Consider the following 14,750-nt stretch of genomic DNA (forward strand, 5'->3'; position numbering starts at 1 on the left):
CAGTACATCAACGGCTTCTACAACCCACGTAGGCGCCATTCATATCTGGGCGGCATCAGCCCCCTCGCATTCGAGGCCAAGGTGGCATAGTGAGATAGGTGACCGGCACAAAGCCGTTACAAGTCCAGAATGTTTGAGCGCATGGAAAAGAAGCTATCGTTGGGCCTCCCCTCTGATTGGCAACGTCCCTCGCTTGCACCAGCCTTTGTTCTCTGGGCCGCGGACTGGTTTCGGCGATCCTATCAGGGCGGCGTCCAACGTTGGGTTGACATCGAAAAGGTACTGGGACTGCACCTCTCGCAAGGCGAATGGCGTGATCTGGCGGACCAGGGGTTTCGCGCCTGGGGCGTCGAACCGTTGATTACTTCTCACGGGAATCAGCGGCTGTCTAACCTGGCGCGTCAAGGCGGCTTTCCGGCCGCCGCGATGGCGAGCGGCGCAAGCTGGCCAAGAAAGTTTCTCGAACGGGCTGTTGGCGAGCTTTTGGGCGCTGACGTGCAGGACATCGGCACCGCAGTCGCCATCTGTGAGCGGAACGAATACCTGCTGCCGACGATCTGGCGCAGCCCGGAAATGTACGCGATCTGCGGTGAGCTGGCGCTCAAGATTGTCGAATTACGCGCATTCGTTGACAAGGAAGTGCCGGCCAATGGTCGTCCTTACTCGGCGCGGCTGGACCAGGCCTACGAGGAGTGGCGCGATGAATTGCCAATGACCCTGGATGGGGCGGCGGCGGGTCTGATCGATACGCTGCTGGAAGCAAAAAAGCTCTCCAGCAGCGGCAGCATTCGCGTTGGCCGGATGATGTCTCAGCATGGCGAAGATTGGCGTGAGTGCCTCGACTTCCACCTCGATGGACGGTGGGACGACAAGGACCAGTTGCTTTCGTCCGGCGATCACATTCGCGTGTTCCTCCAGCCTTCCGATGGATTGGCTGACCGAATTTCTGGCCGACTTGCCTATCTTGAGCACGAGGACGCAAACCGCTGGATCGCAAGGCCGATGCGAAGCGAAGCGGCAATCGAGTTTCCATTCGACCTTCCGGTTACGGCCGAATTTCACGCACGCGGAGATCGGCTGGCACGCAGTTTTATGCTGCCTGGCGGTAAGCCCGTGAGCAGCGGGCTGCGTGTATTCGAACCGCGCGGCACAGATGCCCAGCGCACAACCTTTGCTCTCATCGGCCAAGGCTCCGGCGCTTACAAAGCGGAGCCTGTCTTTATCGATGTTCCTGAGGACTGGTCAGTTCGAGGTAAGGACGGCAACGCCGAGATTGAGCCCGAAGATTTTGCCTTCGCTCCAAGGCGCTGTCTTTACCGGTGCACGGGCACAATCATAGCTCAGAAGAGCAACGGCGACAGTTTCCTTGTGCGAACCGGACAGAGTGCGGACCGCAAAGACCGGCTCTCGATCGTGGCCGATGCAGTTTCCGGGGTACAGACGCCTGATGGCGAACAGCTGTTCAAGCACCCGCTCCATGCGCAGGTGTCAGATGGTCTTTCACACCGGGTCGCATCTCTGGGAGAGGTGCGTTGGCGGATTGTAGGCCAACGCAGCTGGTCGGAAGACCTAGCCACTGCAGGACCCGGGTTGTGTGAATTCGCTTGGCTTGATGGTGCAACAGGTCATGTGCGCGATCGGCTGACTGCGTTCGTTCTGCCCGCTGACTTTGAGCTTACGCAGCGGAGCAACGGGACACATTCCGATATCGAGCTGAGCGGTTGGGATGGGGCCGCTATGCTTGGCGACGAAGCACCGAGTTCGGAGCACCGCTGGCGGATACGGATCGATCCTCCTCGCCGGGCCTTGCTGACCTTACGCCTGGCTGCCGCTCAAACTGCTGCGTTCGATCTTAAAGTTCCGCTCCAATCGAAGGAATGGCTCACAACCTGGGACGGAGATCTCCTCCCGCGCGACGCAGTTCTTGGCCTGGCCGATCTTCGTGACACGGTTGCACGCGCCCCCTCGACTTCGATCCTGATGGGGGAAGTCGCCCATAATGCTGACGCTGCGTTGGACGCCAACTGGCGAATTGATCGGGAACTTGGCTTGTCCGCACTGCGAACGGACATTGCAGCTCTCATGCGCCCCCTTGGCATCGACGCCCAGGTCAGGCTCGATTTTCATAACGGGAGCAATGACCACTGGTATGTAACAGAGTTTGGCAACAGTCTCGAGCGGGAGCCAAACGGAGGCTTGCGCCCGAAAACCGCGATAGTCGGTGAGGATGTTAGGGTATGTGGCCGCTCACTTGGGGCTCCCGAGAAAGAGCTCGAATTTGGCAGTTACGACGGCCTGCAAAGTGGCCTTGGTGGCCAGCTCATTCACTTACCGCGCCTCAAAGGTGATTGGCTCGTCTATCTTCGTGAGGGCTCCCGCGTCCTCACTAGGCCAAAATTTATCTCAGGTGACCCTGATCCCGAAGTTCCGCAGCACCAGCTCGGCCGGGCCATGGCCCAGCCATTCCTTAAGGCGCAAGAGGACCTGCAGTCCCTCGTTACCGATATAGCGCAAGATCCGACGACGGCAGAGGCCGGTCAGACGATCCAGGTGGTCATGAAACTGGCCTTGTCGCTCAACGGTCTCCCACCGCAGACATTCGAGATCTTCAGCAAATTGGTTTACGCCGGTGCACTTGCTCCCCTGCTGCTGTACCGCTGCGAAGAACAGCACCTGTCGACCATTCTCGAATTGTTCGACGGGCTTTGCTCGAGCTGGATCCTCTTGCCATACGGCGCATGGGACGCAGCTTTCCAGGCTCAGGGGCACTATCTCGTTACCCGGCTGGACGATCCCCAGTGGGCATTGACCAGGCTCACTGAGCGCCAGAATGAAATCGCAGCACGTGCTCCCCAGCTGGCTCCTCTGATTTGCCGCGATTATTCGCCGTCGACCTGGGAGGACGTGCGTAGTCACTTCACCGACCACACGAGCGAGGGCATCAGCACAGATGCCGGTGGCTTCAATCCATTTCGCCCCGCTTTCCGGGAGCTACTCCCGAAGGAAAATTTTCTCGAATCCCTTATGCGCGTCTTCGACGCCCCTTTTGTCGCAGCCTTGGCTGCTATGGGGCGGATCACGCTCGACAAGGTACAGATTCTAACAGTGAAAGACGTCGAGCGACGTCATCCCACATTCTTCGCCAAGGCCTATGGCTACGCCCTTACGGAGCTCAAGAATGACCGCTGATGATGTGTCCCAGCCTACCCGTCTGTCGCCGATGGATGTCCATCGGCGCTTGCAGGCTGGCCTCGCAGAAGCGGTCGTGTCTCGTGCTGGAATCAGGCATGAGGACCTGAACGCCTTTCTCCGGCAGAACCTCGCCGGCACGGATCCCTTCAAGGGTGCCTTGCTGTCGGAACAGCTCTTTCAGGCAGCACCCGGCTATGTTTCGTCGGGCAAGCGCCCGGACGAACTCACTTCACTGCTTCATCCGCGCACGATCTACGCAATCACGAAAACGCCCGATGCGGAGTTGCGGTTCGATTATCCTGCCTATGCCCACCAGCTGAGGACCTGGGAGCTTCTGGGCAATGCAGACCCGCAATCTGTGTTGGTCTCTAGTGGAACCGGTTCTGGCAAAACCGAGTGCTTCCTCGTTCCGCTGCTTGATGATCTGGTCCGCGCATCTGAAGCAGAGGGTCAGCTGACCGGTGTGCGAGCCCTCATGCTGTATCCGCTCAATGCGCTGATCGCGAGCCAGGAGAAGCGTCTAACGGCCTGGACCAAGCCGCTCACCGGCGATGTGCGCTTCGCCCTCTACAACGGACTGATGGGAACAGCGCGGAAATCAAACCGCGACAAGGCCGAGCACGAAGTCCCGCATCAGGTTCTTTACCGCGAGACCCTCCGGGCGAACCCGCCCCCCATCCTCGTCACGAACCAAACGATGCTGGAATACATGACGATCCGGCGTGAGGACCGTAAGATACTAGATGCGTCCAGGGGCAAGCTGCGCTGGATCGTGATCGACGAAGCGCATAGCTACATCGGTTCAGCCGCTGCGGAGCTGTCGTTGCTGCTTCGGCGCGTCATTAATGCGTTCGATGTGACGCCCGATCAGGTCCGATTTGTAGCAACGTCAGCCACCATCGGGTCGGCAGATGACGCGGATGCAGTCGCTTCACTGCAGCGCTTCCTCTCCGATATCGCTGGCGTCCCGCTTGAGCGCACGCATGTCGTAATCGGCAAGCCGCAACCGGTGGATCTTTCGAAGGTCCTGACTGCATCCGACGATCCGGCGGCCCGCGTAGTGGCCGAGATGCTCGAAAAGAAGCCGCAGACCATCTCATCTCTGTCATCCGTGACGACGTCTGCAGAGAAGATCCTGCTCGACCTGTCTGCGCACAATGCCAAAGAGATCAGGCCGGTGCTGCCGATGCGCGCGCACAGTTTTACACGCGCCATTCCTGGCCTGTGGACCTGCATTAATCCGGGCTGCACCGGGGGCACACGGCCGGACGGCTGGCCATTCGGCCCGGTCCTGTTTGATCAGAAGGACAGTTGCCCACACTGCCAGTCGCTGGTGTTCGAAATCCAGAGCTGCCCGGATTGTGGCGAGCCGTTCCTGCCTGCGGACGATCTGGGGGACAGGGTCTTGCCGCGGCGCAGCGATCAAGACACCGATGAGTTTCGCGAAAATAGTTACCGCGATCGGGACCATGACGAAGACGAGGAGGAAGAGCGGCAACCGGAGGGCATCGGGCATCCGCGCCTGATCGCTATCAACGCGCAATCTCAGTCGACGCCTGTTGGATTTGACGTCCTCAGCGGCGAATTGACCGACGACACAAGCCAATTCTCGCTGACGCAATTGAACGAGGGGCGTTGCCCGGCCTGTCTCAGCAACAAGCGCCATGGACGGCCCGCGATGCTGTCATTCCGTTTCGGCACGCCGTTCCTGACCCAGAATGCGGCGCCAATCCTCCTGGAGGGTGTTTCACCGCACCAGGCAGAGCATGCCTTGCCTTTCGACGGTCGCCAGTTGATCAGCTTCTCCGATAGTCGACAGGGCACGGCCCGGTTTGCCGCCAACATCGAGACCAATGGCGAGCGCGGATTTGTACGCGGGTTCATCTACCATGCGGTGCAGAAGGCGGCGCAAGGCAGCGACTTGCCCGAGGAGAGACGGCAGGAGCTAATCCAGAAGCGCGCCAAGCTCGCGAGCTTGGTAGATGAAATGCCATCGTTCAAAGACGACATCGCAAAGATCGACGCCGAGCTTAGCGGTGGCGGCGCAGCCGGCATTGCGTGGAAGGAACTGGTATCGGCTCTAGCCTCGGAGCCGACAATCGGCATGATGGCGAAAGTCTGGGACCTCGACCGTAGCGAGCGCTATCACGATAATCGTGAAGCACTTGCGCGCTTCATATTGCTGCGTGAACTCGCCCGCAGACCGCGCAACGCCAATGCCATGGAGACGCTGGGTCTGGCTCGCTTGCGTTTCCCGGACATCGAACGGATCGGCAAGGAGAAGCTGCCCGAGGCCGTTGCCGCAAAAGGTTACTCAATCGAGGACTGGCGCGATTTCCTCTACTTCATGGTCGACTATCTCCGAAGCTATTTTGCGTTGGACGTAGACGACGGCGACGCTCGTTGGATGCCCGGTCGGGCGCGTCCCAGGAATGTGATCGGACCTGATCAACCCCCCGGTTCAAAAAGGGATATCCTCTGGCCCTCAGTTAACACGAAAGGTGGGCAACCGACTGCCGTCCTCATTCTTGCTACCGCCCTGGGTTTGGATATCTCGGATCCGCGCGATCGCCACAAAATCAATCAACTCCTTCGCACAGCGTGGGAACAAATGGGGCCGCTTCTCTCCGGTGTCGGCGGCACATTCAGTCTGCGCCTCGAGAAAAACGCAGAGATCGAAGCCGTAACCAAGACCTGGCAATGCCCGCTAACGCGGCGGGTGCTGCCCCGGCTCGTGTTCGGTCGTTCGCCAAACCTTGTCACCACGGGAACTGGAAGGTTCGACGGCAAGGTGGTCGCGGAAATCGAATTCCCGAAGCTACCGCATACCCGGCCGCTCAATTCCGACGCCAAGCAAAGTCTGACTGACTGGCTGGCTGACGACGAGCAGGTGCGGTCCCTACGCGGCCTGCATCTATGGACTCACCTCCATGACCAGGCAGCGCTGGCGACTCCCTATCTGCGTGCCGAAGAACATAGTGCACAGCAGCCTCCACACCGGCTGCGGGATTTCGAGGAGCAGTTCAAGCAAGGCGACATCAACCTCCTGGCCTGCTCGACGACGATGGAAATGGGCGTCGATATCGGCTCGATTGAGGCGGTCCTGATGACCAACGTTCCGCCCTCAATTGCCAACTACAACCAGCGCGCGGGTCGAGCGGGTCGACGGGGCCAAGGGTTTTCGACAAGCCTCACGATTGCACGTAACACCCCGCTCGATCTGGAAACCTTCGCCGATCCTGCGAGCTACCTTGGCCGCAAGCTCGCATCTCCGCGCGTGTCTCTCGATTCCGACCGTATCGCTCAGCGCCACGCGAACGCCTATCTGCTCGCCCAATGGTTTCGAGAGGTGGACGGCGAGTTCGCGCGGACCAAGACTGGCGACTTTTTCGGCTGTCGCGCCGACCTTCGACCTTTCGAAGCGCTGCCGCCCGTGGACGCCTTCTGCGAATGGGTTCGACTGCCCACCACTGCTGCAAATACAGACGCTGGGCTCAAACGCCTGCTGAAGGGTACTGGTCTCGAATTCGATACCGCGATCCGTGAGCACACGGCTGCGATGTTCGAGCAGGAGGCAGCAAACTTCCGACGGACCTGGGAGCGCCTGAAGGACGATGCCGATGCGCTTGATGGACCAGCAAAGAAGGCAATCGAGTTCCAGGCGCGGCGCCTGTGCAAGGAGTTCCTGCTGAAAGAGCTGGCCAATCGCTCCCTGATCCCGGGAAGCGGGTTCCCTACAGCCGTGGTTCCCTTCGATACCTTGTGTGCTGAAACGCAAAAGGCGCAGGAGCGCCATCGCTCGGACGAGGAGGGTGCGCGGGATCGCCGCTATGAATGCCCGACCCGCAATGCCGACATTGCAATCCGTGAATATGCTCCAGGTGCCGAGGTTGTGGTTGATGGCCTCGTCTGGAAGTCGGCCGGCGTAACGCTCAATTGGTTGAGCCCGATTGATAGCGGCCAGCGGGAGCCGCAGAACTTGCGCTGGGCCTGGTGGTGCGATCAATGCGGCGGGGCCGGCTCCGATCACCAGATGCCCGAGCGCTGCAACCATTGCGGCGATCCGAACGTCAAGACGGAGCAATTCCTCGAGCCGGCCGGCTTCAGGGTCGACTGGAACGCGCAGCCCCATGCGGACACCGATCAGGCTGTCTACATCGAGCCCAAGTCACCAAAGGTCAGCGTGGGAGACGCCTTGTGGCAACCCTTGCTGCAGCCGACCAGTGGCCGCATCCGTGCTTCGCACGATGGCTACATCTACCACCATTCGCGCGGCCCTAACGACAAGGGCTACGAGATTTGCCTCGAGTGCGGACGAGCCGGGGAAGCCGGCACTGACGCGCTTAAGGATCACCGGCCGCTTACGTCACGCGACAAGAAGGCGATTGATCGTTGTCCGGGCAACGATCAAGGGTACGCGATCACGCGTGCCCTGGCTTTGGGGCACGAAGTTCTGACCGACGTGGTCGAAGTCCAGTTGCCGGGGCTCGAAAGCGACGGCGCAGCCTGGGCACTCGGCGCCGCTCTGCGTGAAAGTCTCGCCCGCTGGCTTGGCATTGAGCCACGCGAGCTGGGAATTTCAGTAGCTGCAAGGGATGGCCAATTGGGCCGCAAGACGCCTTCGGTTTACCTGTTTGACGAAGCCTCTGGCGGCGCCGGGTATGCTCCGAGGTTGCTCGACGACATCTATCATGTGTTTGAACGGGCCTCTCATGTTCTCGATTGCCCCAAGGAATGCGAAATGGGGTGCTCGGCCTGTGTGCTGGCGCCTGATCTCTACAAACAGCAAGGTCGCCTGGACCGCAACGCAGCGTTGATCGCTGTCCGTGCCTTCCTTGAGACGAATGCCGAGTTGCCTGAGGAGGACCGGGCCGTTGCGGATGCGAAGGCTGTCAACGATGCAGCAAACACAATTCTGCTACGCGCCCGTAGCGGGGATAGCGTAACGGTATTCCTGCCCGACGCATTCGACCTTGCCGAACTATCCTCGATCAAGATGCGGACGTTTTTCTCGTCTGCCTCAGCCCGAGGCATGCCGATGACGCTCGTTCTATCCCGCAAATCGTTCGATAGCTTGGCTGAAGTGGAGCGCCGGTTCTTGCGCGACACGGCAGTACGCAACGACTTCCGGCTTGCACGGGGCGAAGCTGCAGGAGGCCGTTTCGGCAACCATCGGATCGCCGAACTGGTCTCCCAGGATGGTGCGAAAGGCTTCTTTTCACGCGACGAGAATGCGGCGCAACCCGGCGAGCGATGGGGGGTTGGTGAAACCCATGCTGTCGTTGCCGGTAACGTCAATCCGCCGACGCCCTTCACTCTGATCGTTGCCGACGACCTCGAGCGCCAAGTCGCTCCCGGGGACAAGGTGGAGGTCATGCTTGGATTTGGCCAATGCCCGGTTGGACAGTTTGGCAAGCGCTTCGGCGCAAAACTGAAGCAGCAAATGGAGGCCGCAGGCATCTGGCATCCGGGCCAGCTGGTTCGAATTTCTTACTCAGACCGCTACCTCAATGCCCCGCTGCCCATGCTTCTGTTCCTTCGGACCTGCGAGGCTCTTGCCGCAGAGCTGAAGGCCGGCGACACAGTCGAAGTCGACGTGGCTGTACAGCCCTTGAAGAAAGATCGTGTGCCATATCGGATTTTCAATGACTGGGATCACGAGGGCGACCGTGAGGACGTTGCGCAGTTCTTGGGTGAAAAGCTTGGTCTCGATGTTGCCCTCGAGGTGACCGAAACCGCCATTCACGGGCGGAAGCTCGAACTGGAGTATGCAGACGGGAGCAAGGCTATCATCCTGCTTGATCAGGGTTTTGGTTACTGGCGCATCGTAGGCAATCCGCCGAGACATGACTTCCGCGGGCCACCTTCCGTGCAAGCAAGTGAACTTTTTCGTTCAAATGCGGCGGTATCAGGATCTGGCGAAAGTTACTTGGCTATAACAAAATTCAGGTAATAGGGGGACAGTTTGGAGTTTTTCTACCCAGTGAAGTAGTATGCACATTCAAGCCGTCCTGATCATCTCTTGCGTTTAGGCTGTTCAATGTATTTGGCTGTTCCGTTGCGATGAAGTACCCAGCGACCAAACTGCTTTTCGGCATGATCGACGAACCAAATTGGCAGCAAAAGGGAGGCAAAGAGGGTGGCTGTGGTTTTGACCTCGAAGAGGCCTTTGAAAAGGGCGAGGGCCAAGGCGATAAGAGCCAAGGTCGCCGCCCCAAGAGCTATGGCTTTGACGATGCCAATGTACCTCGGGATCAAGTGATGACGGACGCGTTCGAGTTCATCCTTTGCCTGCCTCATCTCCTGCCGCAGCGCGAGGCGGTCAGCCATCAGCTTTTCTACCGGAGGATTGACCGCCTTCATTGCAGCTATGAGGCGTTCGTCGGCAATCGGTGGTAACTGGTTGTCGTTCATCTCAGGCGCTCAGGGCAAAAATCTTCTCACTCATGGCAGGGCTGATCTCGCCATGCTCCAGCAGGTATTGAAACAGCGCGCCGCCGAGTTTGATAAGGGCGTCCTGTTCCACATCGTCGCCACCGCGACTCAGGAAAGCCCAAGCGGTCGCGATTGAACGGGCATAGATACTGTCCAGGCTTTCGGCATCAGGCCGTCCTTCGCCGGTCAAAAGCCAGTTTGCGCTCACGCCATAAACCCGGCTGAAGGCGAGGATCGCCGAGGCCGGAGGCTCACGCCCCTTTTCATAATTGACCAAGGCGCCGTGCGAAATGCCGATCGCTTCTGCGACATCGGTTTGCTTAAGCCCTTTGGCCTTCCGGATCTCCAGAAAACGCGCGCCGATGCTCATCCTGCACCCGTGCACGATTCCGCCTTGACGAAACTCACAAACATGAGTTACTCCAATAATTGTGAGTTTCTGCCAAACTCCAATCATAAACTACTACAGAGGTGCTAGTCATGCAATTGCTGACACTGCCAAAGCTGGCCGCGCGCAGCGGTTGGCCGGAGTCTCGCGTCCGTCGCATGGTCGCGCGGGGTCTGCTCTCCCATATTCGCGTCAACGGTCGGCTCCTTCTGCCGGAAACCGCCATCGAAGATTATGTGGCAAACCACTTCGTGGCCGCCGCAGGTCGGTCAACCCCGATGGGGCGGCTCACCCTGGCCAGTTCCGCGCAAGACCCCGATCCCAGAAACTAACCAATGAGGAGCTCTTGGAATGGCTGTCCTCTCATCCATTCTCGATTCCGGGAAGCCGCCCAGCGAATGGGTTGAGTTGCTGTCCACCCGGGGTCTCGTCATTTCCGAACGAGCATTGCGCGAGAAGGCCAACCGCATCGGTGCCTTCCACCGGCTCGGGCGGAACATGATCATTACCGCCGATCAGATCGACCAAATTCTGGAATATCGCAAACCATGCCCCTCGAACCGTTCCGCAGAGGCCCCACGTGGTGGGCGCGCGGGCGCGTCGAATATCTCGGCGCTCCCATCACCGACTACTATCGATGCAGCACTGGAGCATCTGAAGAAGCAGGCGCGTGGGACTGGTGCCGTGCCGAGGAAGAGAGGCAAATACGTCGCCACGTCCTAGGCGAGGATGCTGAGACGCAGCCGCCTGCCAAGTTCACATTCGCTGATGCTGTGCTTCTCTACAAGCCGAGCGAAGCGGATGCTGGGTATCTCGTTCCAATCCTGACCAAGCTTGGCTCGATGGCTGTCGCAGACATTACGCCCAAACTCGTGCGTGAACTGGGCGGGGAACTCTACCCAAAGGCATCGGCAGACACGTGGGTGCGCCATGTCGTGACGCCCGTTCGCTCTGTCATCAACAATGCGCATGACCTTGGCCACTGCGCCCCGATTCGCATCAAGGGCTATTCCAAAGAGGAGCGAGTCGCACAGGATCTCAAGCGCGGTCGAAAAAGCCGGGTCAAGAAGACGCCAGGAAGCTGGGAATGGCTGCTCAAATTCCGCCAGCACGCGCCGCGGCGTCACGCTGCACTGGCCATGTTCATGTTCATGACGGGGGCGCGGATCAGCCAGGCCGTGGCGATGCATCCCGACCGTCATTTGAGGCTGGATCAGAACATGGTCTGCATCCCGGCGGCCAAAGGGCACGATGACCGCTGGATCACGGTTCCGCAGGAATTGGTCAGGGAACTGGCGTCGCTGCCTCGACTTTATCCGCGCGGGTTCGAGCGCACACAGGATAATCTGAGGGTCTTCGGTTTTGCAGACCGATCAAGCCCTCGAAAGGGTTGGGCCAAGGCCTGTAAACTGGCTGGCATCGATCTGCTGCCATTTCACGCCGCCGGGCGACATGGCTTCGGTCAGGAAATGAACGTGCGGCAGGGCATCGACGAGAAGGCTGCGGGTGAATTCGGGGGGTGGTCCGACACCAGTCTGATGCGCAGAACTTATACCCACGCCGAGCAGACGGCCGAGAAAATTCACGAGGCGCAATTGCGCGGCCTACGGGCCGCCGAGGAGCGTACCAAGCTGACTCTGTTCAGCGCAGGCGCCAGCAAAAGGAAGGAGAGAGCGTGATGGCCGTGTACGCGATTTGTACGGGCTCGATGCGAAATGAGGCGTTTGTTCTCGTTATTTTCCGCTTTGAAAATTCTTTCGGGAAAATCCGTTTCCATAAAATCCCCTTGTTTCAGAGGGTTTTATGGTGGGCGCGGCAGGGATTGAACCTGCGACCCCACCCGTGTGAAGGGTGTGCTCTACCACTGAGCTACGCGCCCGCTGGCTGGTGAAGTTGGCTTCGTGTCGAAGCGTCTTCGTTGCCGGGAGCCGCGCCTCTAAAGGGGTTTGTTTCCGTTGACAAGTGGGTAATGCAAATTATTTCGCATGGGCATGACAGAAGAAACCACCACGCCCGCTCCCGTCGCCTCCACCGGCGCCGATTGTCCCCCCGATCGCCTGGCGATCAACCCCACCAGCCCTTTCTTTGATGTCGACAAGCTGCAGCGCGGCATCGGCATCCGCTTCAAGGGCGTGGTGCGCAAGAATGTCGAGGAATATTGCATTTCCGAAGGCTGGGTCCGCGTTCAGGCGGGCAAGAGCATGGACCGCAAGGGTAACCCGCTGACCATCAAGCTCAATGGTCCGGTCGAGGCATGGTATGAAGATCTGGGCGATGACGCGCCCGTGGCCAAGCTCTGATCTCTTTTTGGCGTTCAAACACGAAGGGCCGGGGAAGCATCCGCTTTCCCGGCCCTTTCGCGTCGACTTTACTGATTCGTTGCCAGCTTAGCGGTGACGGGTTGTGCGGGCGATGATGTCGCCAATGGGATCGTTAACGGGATTGGGGTGCTCCGATGCCGAATCGGCATTGGCGTTCAACGGCGCGCTGCGCGTGCTGAGCGGGGCATGGTTTTCCTTGGCGGCCACCGTGGCTGCGGCCAGTTTAACCGTGCGGCCGCTGGTCACATCGGTGAAGTGAATGGATTCGCGGGCCATCACCGGCGTGGCGATCAGGGCGAGCGAAAGGCTGGCTGCCACCAGGGGCAGAAGGGGAGTGCGTTGCGTCATAGGTAAATATTACGGAGCTTTCGGTTAGGGATGCCTCCCCAAGCATGGTTGCTATGGAGTTAACGATAGAATCCCGCTCTGGTTCCGAAAGCTTCGGTGGGGCAGGCTTAGACCCGCCCTTTGCCGGAATTTCGCAGTTTGGGACGGCAGGCACGCGCCCTTTTGCTTGCCAAGTGGCTGCCTTGGGGGCAGGGCTGCAATCATGTCCCGTCAAGTTATCATCATCGGCCGACCCAATGTCGGCAAGTCCACCCTGTTTAACCGCCTCGTTGGCAAGAAGCTGGCGTTGGTGGACGATCAGCCCGGCGTGACGCGCGACCGCCGTTTTGGCGAAGCGCATCTGCTGGGGCTGGATTTCACCATCGTCGACACCGCCGGTTGGGAAGAGGAAGATCCCACCAGCCTTTCCGGCCGTATGCGTATGCAGACCATGGCCGCGCTGGAAGGCGCCGATGTCGCGCTGTTTGTCGTCGACGCGCGCCATGGCATCACCCCGCTGGACGATGAAATCGGCCGCTATCTGCGTGAACAGAAGGTGCCGGTGATTCTGGTCGCCAACAAGGCCGAAGGCCGCGCGGGCGAGGGTGGCTATTACGAATCCTATACTTTGGGCATGGGCGATCCCGTGGCCATCAGCGCCGAGCATGGCGAAGGCATGGCCGAATTGTTCGAGGCCCTGCTGCCCTTCTTCAACGAGGATGATGAGGAGGAAGGCCTTCCCCCCATCGATCCAGAGGACGAGGAAGCGCTCAACCGCGCGCCATTGAAGCTGGCCATCGTGGGGCGTCCCAATGCGGGCAAGTCCACCACCATCAACGCCCTGCTGGGCGAGGATCGCCTGCTGACCGGCCCTGAAGCGGGGATTACCCGCGATTCGATCGCCATCGATTGGGAATGGCAGGACCCCAAGACCGACGAAATCCGCCCCATCCGCCTGATCGACACCGCCGGTATGCGCAAGAAATCGCTGGTGGTGGAAAAGCTGGAAAAGCTGGCCGTGGCCGATGCGCGCCATGCGGTCGACTTTGCCGAAGTGGTGGTGCTGATGCTGGATGCCACCCGCGGGCTGGAGCATCAGGATCTGAAGATCGCCAGCCTTGTGCTGGAAGAAGGCCGCGCCTTGATGATTGTCATCAACAAATGGGACGTGGCCGAGGACGCCTCGGGCCTGTTCAATGGCATTCGCGCCGCGCTGGACGAAGGTCTGGCGCAGGTGAAGGGCTTGCCGGTGCTGGCGGTTTCGGCGCGCACGGGCAAGGGGCTGGACCAGATGATCGCCACGGCGTTTGAACTGCGTTCGGCATGGAGCAAGCGCGTGCCTACCGCCGCTCTCAACCGCTGGTTCGACAGCGCGCTTTCGGCCAATCCGCCGCCAGCGCCCGGTGGCAAGCGGATCAAGCTGCGTTACATCACCCAGGCCAAGACCCGTCCGCCAAGCTTCATCCTGTTTGGCACGCGTCTGGATGCCCTACCCAAGAGCTATGAGCGCTATCTGACCAACAGCATCCGGCGCGATCTGGGCTTTAATGCGGTGCCGGTGCGTTTGACGCTGCGTATGCCCAAAAATCCGTTCAAGAAGGACTGACGCCTCGAAGGGGGCGCCGCGATGCGCCCCTTTAGGCCGAAAGAGCGATCAGGCTCTGCGACTGGCTGCTCAGCGCTTGCCGCATCAACGTGCTGAGCGCGGCTTTTTGCGCGTCGGTCATGTTGCTGGCGGTGGCGCCGGCGAATTGCTCCTGCAGGCTGGCGACCCGTTTGTTGCCCGCCGTGTAAAGCGCGGTGATGGTCTGCGCCATGGCGGTTGCATCGCTGCTGGTGCCGGTGGAGAGCAGGGTGCTGGCGCTGCTTGCCGAACTGGAACTGGCGGTGCCCAGCAAAGTGGCAACGCGGTTGCTGGCATTGGTGCTTTTGATCGCGCTGGCGATTGTGCTGGTGCTTGACCCGCTGTTGCTCAAACCACTGGCCAGACTGCCACTGGCAGCTTTCAACGCATTCAACTGCTTATAGGTGGCGTTGAGAGCCGAGGTGATACCGGTCGCGCTGGAAATGGTGGTCATGGCAGATCG

At 59.9% G+C, this 14,750-nt stretch carries 11 protein-coding genes and 1 tRNA gene; 7 read left to right on the forward strand and 5 right to left on the reverse strand.

Going from position 1 to position 14,750, the window contains the following annotated elements; genetic code table 11:
• Positions 1-141 precede the first annotated feature (141 nt).
• Complete coding sequence (locus EOE18_RS08165; RefSeq protein ID WP_246027333.1) at positions 142-3,189, forward strand: STY4851/ECs_5259 family protein; 3,048 nt, start codon at positions 142-144, stop codon at positions 3,187-3,189.
• Positions 3,179-9,145, forward strand: coding sequence for a DEAD/DEAH box helicase (locus EOE18_RS08170; RefSeq protein WP_164852709.1), 5,967 nt, complete (start codon positions 3,179-3,181; stop codon positions 9,143-9,145). Before EOE18_RS08165 ends, EOE18_RS08170 begins: the two co-directional genes overlap by 11 nt.
• A gap of 62 nt (positions 9,146-9,207) precedes the next feature.
• Here EOE18_RS08170 and EOE18_RS08175 read toward each other — a convergent pair whose 3' ends face one another.
• Positions 9,208-9,606: a hypothetical protein gene (locus EOE18_RS08175; protein ID WP_127708162.1), complete on the reverse strand. Its 399-nt coding sequence runs from the start codon at positions 9,604-9,606 to the stop codon at positions 9,208-9,210.
• A gap of 1 nt (position 9,607) precedes the next feature.
• Positions 9,608-9,997 (reverse strand): helix-turn-helix domain-containing protein, encoded by a 390-nt coding sequence (locus EOE18_RS08180; RefSeq protein ID WP_127708165.1) that lies wholly within the window; start codon positions 9,995-9,997, stop codon positions 9,608-9,610.
• Positions 9,998-10,107: 110 nt separating this feature from the next.
• Between EOE18_RS08180 and EOE18_RS18615 the strand changes: the two genes are divergently transcribed.
• The 3 genes from EOE18_RS18615 (at position 10,108) to EOE18_RS08190 (ending at position 11,694) form a co-directional block, all read left to right on the forward strand.
• On the forward strand, positions 10,108-10,347 hold the full coding sequence (locus EOE18_RS18615; protein WP_127708168.1) for a helix-turn-helix domain-containing protein: 240 nt from the start codon (positions 10,108-10,110) through the stop codon (positions 10,345-10,347).
• Between the two features lie 19 nt (positions 10,348-10,366).
• A complete protein-coding gene (locus tag EOE18_RS18780) occupies positions 10,367-10,738 on the forward strand; it encodes a DNA-binding domain-containing protein (protein WP_246027334.1) in 372 nt (123 codons plus the stop codon).
• Between the two features lie 119 nt (positions 10,739-10,857).
• Positions 10,858-11,694 carry a tyrosine-type recombinase/integrase gene (locus tag EOE18_RS08190; RefSeq protein ID WP_246027335.1) on the forward strand — a complete coding sequence of 279 codons (837 nt, stop codon included), beginning with the start codon at positions 10,858-10,860 and terminating at the stop codon, positions 11,692-11,694.
• A gap of 125 nt (positions 11,695-11,819) precedes the next feature.
• Here the strand turns inward: EOE18_RS08190 and EOE18_RS08195 are convergent.
• Positions 11,820-11,894, reverse strand: a tRNA-Val gene (locus EOE18_RS08195).
• Between the two features lie 112 nt (positions 11,895-12,006).
• Between EOE18_RS08195 and EOE18_RS08200 the strand changes: the two genes are divergently transcribed.
• On the forward strand, positions 12,007-12,315 hold the full coding sequence (locus EOE18_RS08200) for a DUF3297 family protein (RefSeq protein WP_127708725.1): 309 nt from the start codon (positions 12,007-12,009) through the stop codon (positions 12,313-12,315).
• An 87-nt stretch (positions 12,316-12,402) separates the two neighbouring features.
• On the opposite strand, the gene EOE18_RS08205 is transcribed toward EOE18_RS08200, so the two are convergent.
• Positions 12,403-12,654, reverse strand: coding sequence for a hypothetical protein (locus EOE18_RS08205; protein WP_127708174.1), 252 nt, complete (start codon positions 12,652-12,654; stop codon positions 12,403-12,405).
• A 232-nt stretch (positions 12,655-12,886) separates the two neighbouring features.
• Between EOE18_RS08205 and der the strand changes: the two genes are divergently transcribed.
• Positions 12,887-14,269 carry a ribosome biogenesis GTPase Der gene (gene der, locus EOE18_RS08210; protein ID WP_127708177.1) on the forward strand — a complete coding sequence of 461 codons (1,383 nt, stop codon included), beginning with the start codon at positions 12,887-12,889 and terminating at the stop codon, positions 14,267-14,269.
• 31 nt (positions 14,270-14,300) lie between these two features.
• Here the strand turns inward: der and EOE18_RS08215 are convergent, their stop codons facing one another.
• Complete coding sequence (locus EOE18_RS08215) at positions 14,301-14,741, reverse strand: hypothetical protein (protein ID WP_127708179.1); 441 nt, start codon at positions 14,739-14,741, stop codon at positions 14,301-14,303.
• Between the last annotated feature and the right edge of the window lie 9 nt (positions 14,742-14,750).

This window comes from Novosphingobium umbonatum, assembly GCF_004005905.1.
Taxonomy (GTDB): domain Bacteria; phylum Pseudomonadota; class Alphaproteobacteria; order Sphingomonadales; family Sphingomonadaceae; genus Novosphingobium; species Novosphingobium umbonatum.

Excerpts from the sequence above, each read along its gene's own strand:
- EOE18_RS08165 (WP_246027333.1), top strand. The coding sequence starts at position 142 with ATGGAAAAGAAGCTATCGTTGGGCCTCCCCTCTGATTGGCAACGTCCC.
- EOE18_RS08170 (WP_164852709.1), top strand. The coding sequence starts at position 3,179 with ATGACCGCTGATGATGTGTCCCAGCCTACCCGTCTGTCGCCGATGGAT.
- EOE18_RS08175 (WP_127708162.1), bottom strand. The coding sequence starts at position 9,606 with ATGAACGACAACCAGTTACCACCGATTGCCGACGAACGCCTCATAGCT.
- EOE18_RS08180 (WP_127708165.1), bottom strand. The coding sequence starts at position 9,997 with ATGAGCATCGGCGCGCGTTTTCTGGAGATCCGGAAGGCCAAAGGGCTT.
- EOE18_RS18615 (WP_127708168.1), top strand. The coding sequence starts at position 10,108 with ATGCAATTGCTGACACTGCCAAAGCTGGCCGCGCGCAGCGGTTGGCCG.
- EOE18_RS18780 (WP_246027334.1), top strand. The coding sequence starts at position 10,367 with ATGGCTGTCCTCTCATCCATTCTCGATTCCGGGAAGCCGCCCAGCGAA.
- EOE18_RS08190 (WP_246027335.1), top strand. The coding sequence starts at position 10,858 with ATGGCTGTCGCAGACATTACGCCCAAACTCGTGCGTGAACTGGGCGGG.
- EOE18_RS08200 (WP_127708725.1), top strand. The coding sequence starts at position 12,007 with ATGACAGAAGAAACCACCACGCCCGCTCCCGTCGCCTCCACCGGCGCC.
- der (WP_127708177.1), top strand. The coding sequence starts at position 12,887 with ATGTCCCGTCAAGTTATCATCATCGGCCGACCCAATGTCGGCAAGTCC.
- EOE18_RS08215 (WP_127708179.1), bottom strand. The coding sequence starts at position 14,741 with ATGACCACCATTTCCAGCGCGACCGGTATCACCTCGGCTCTCAACGCC.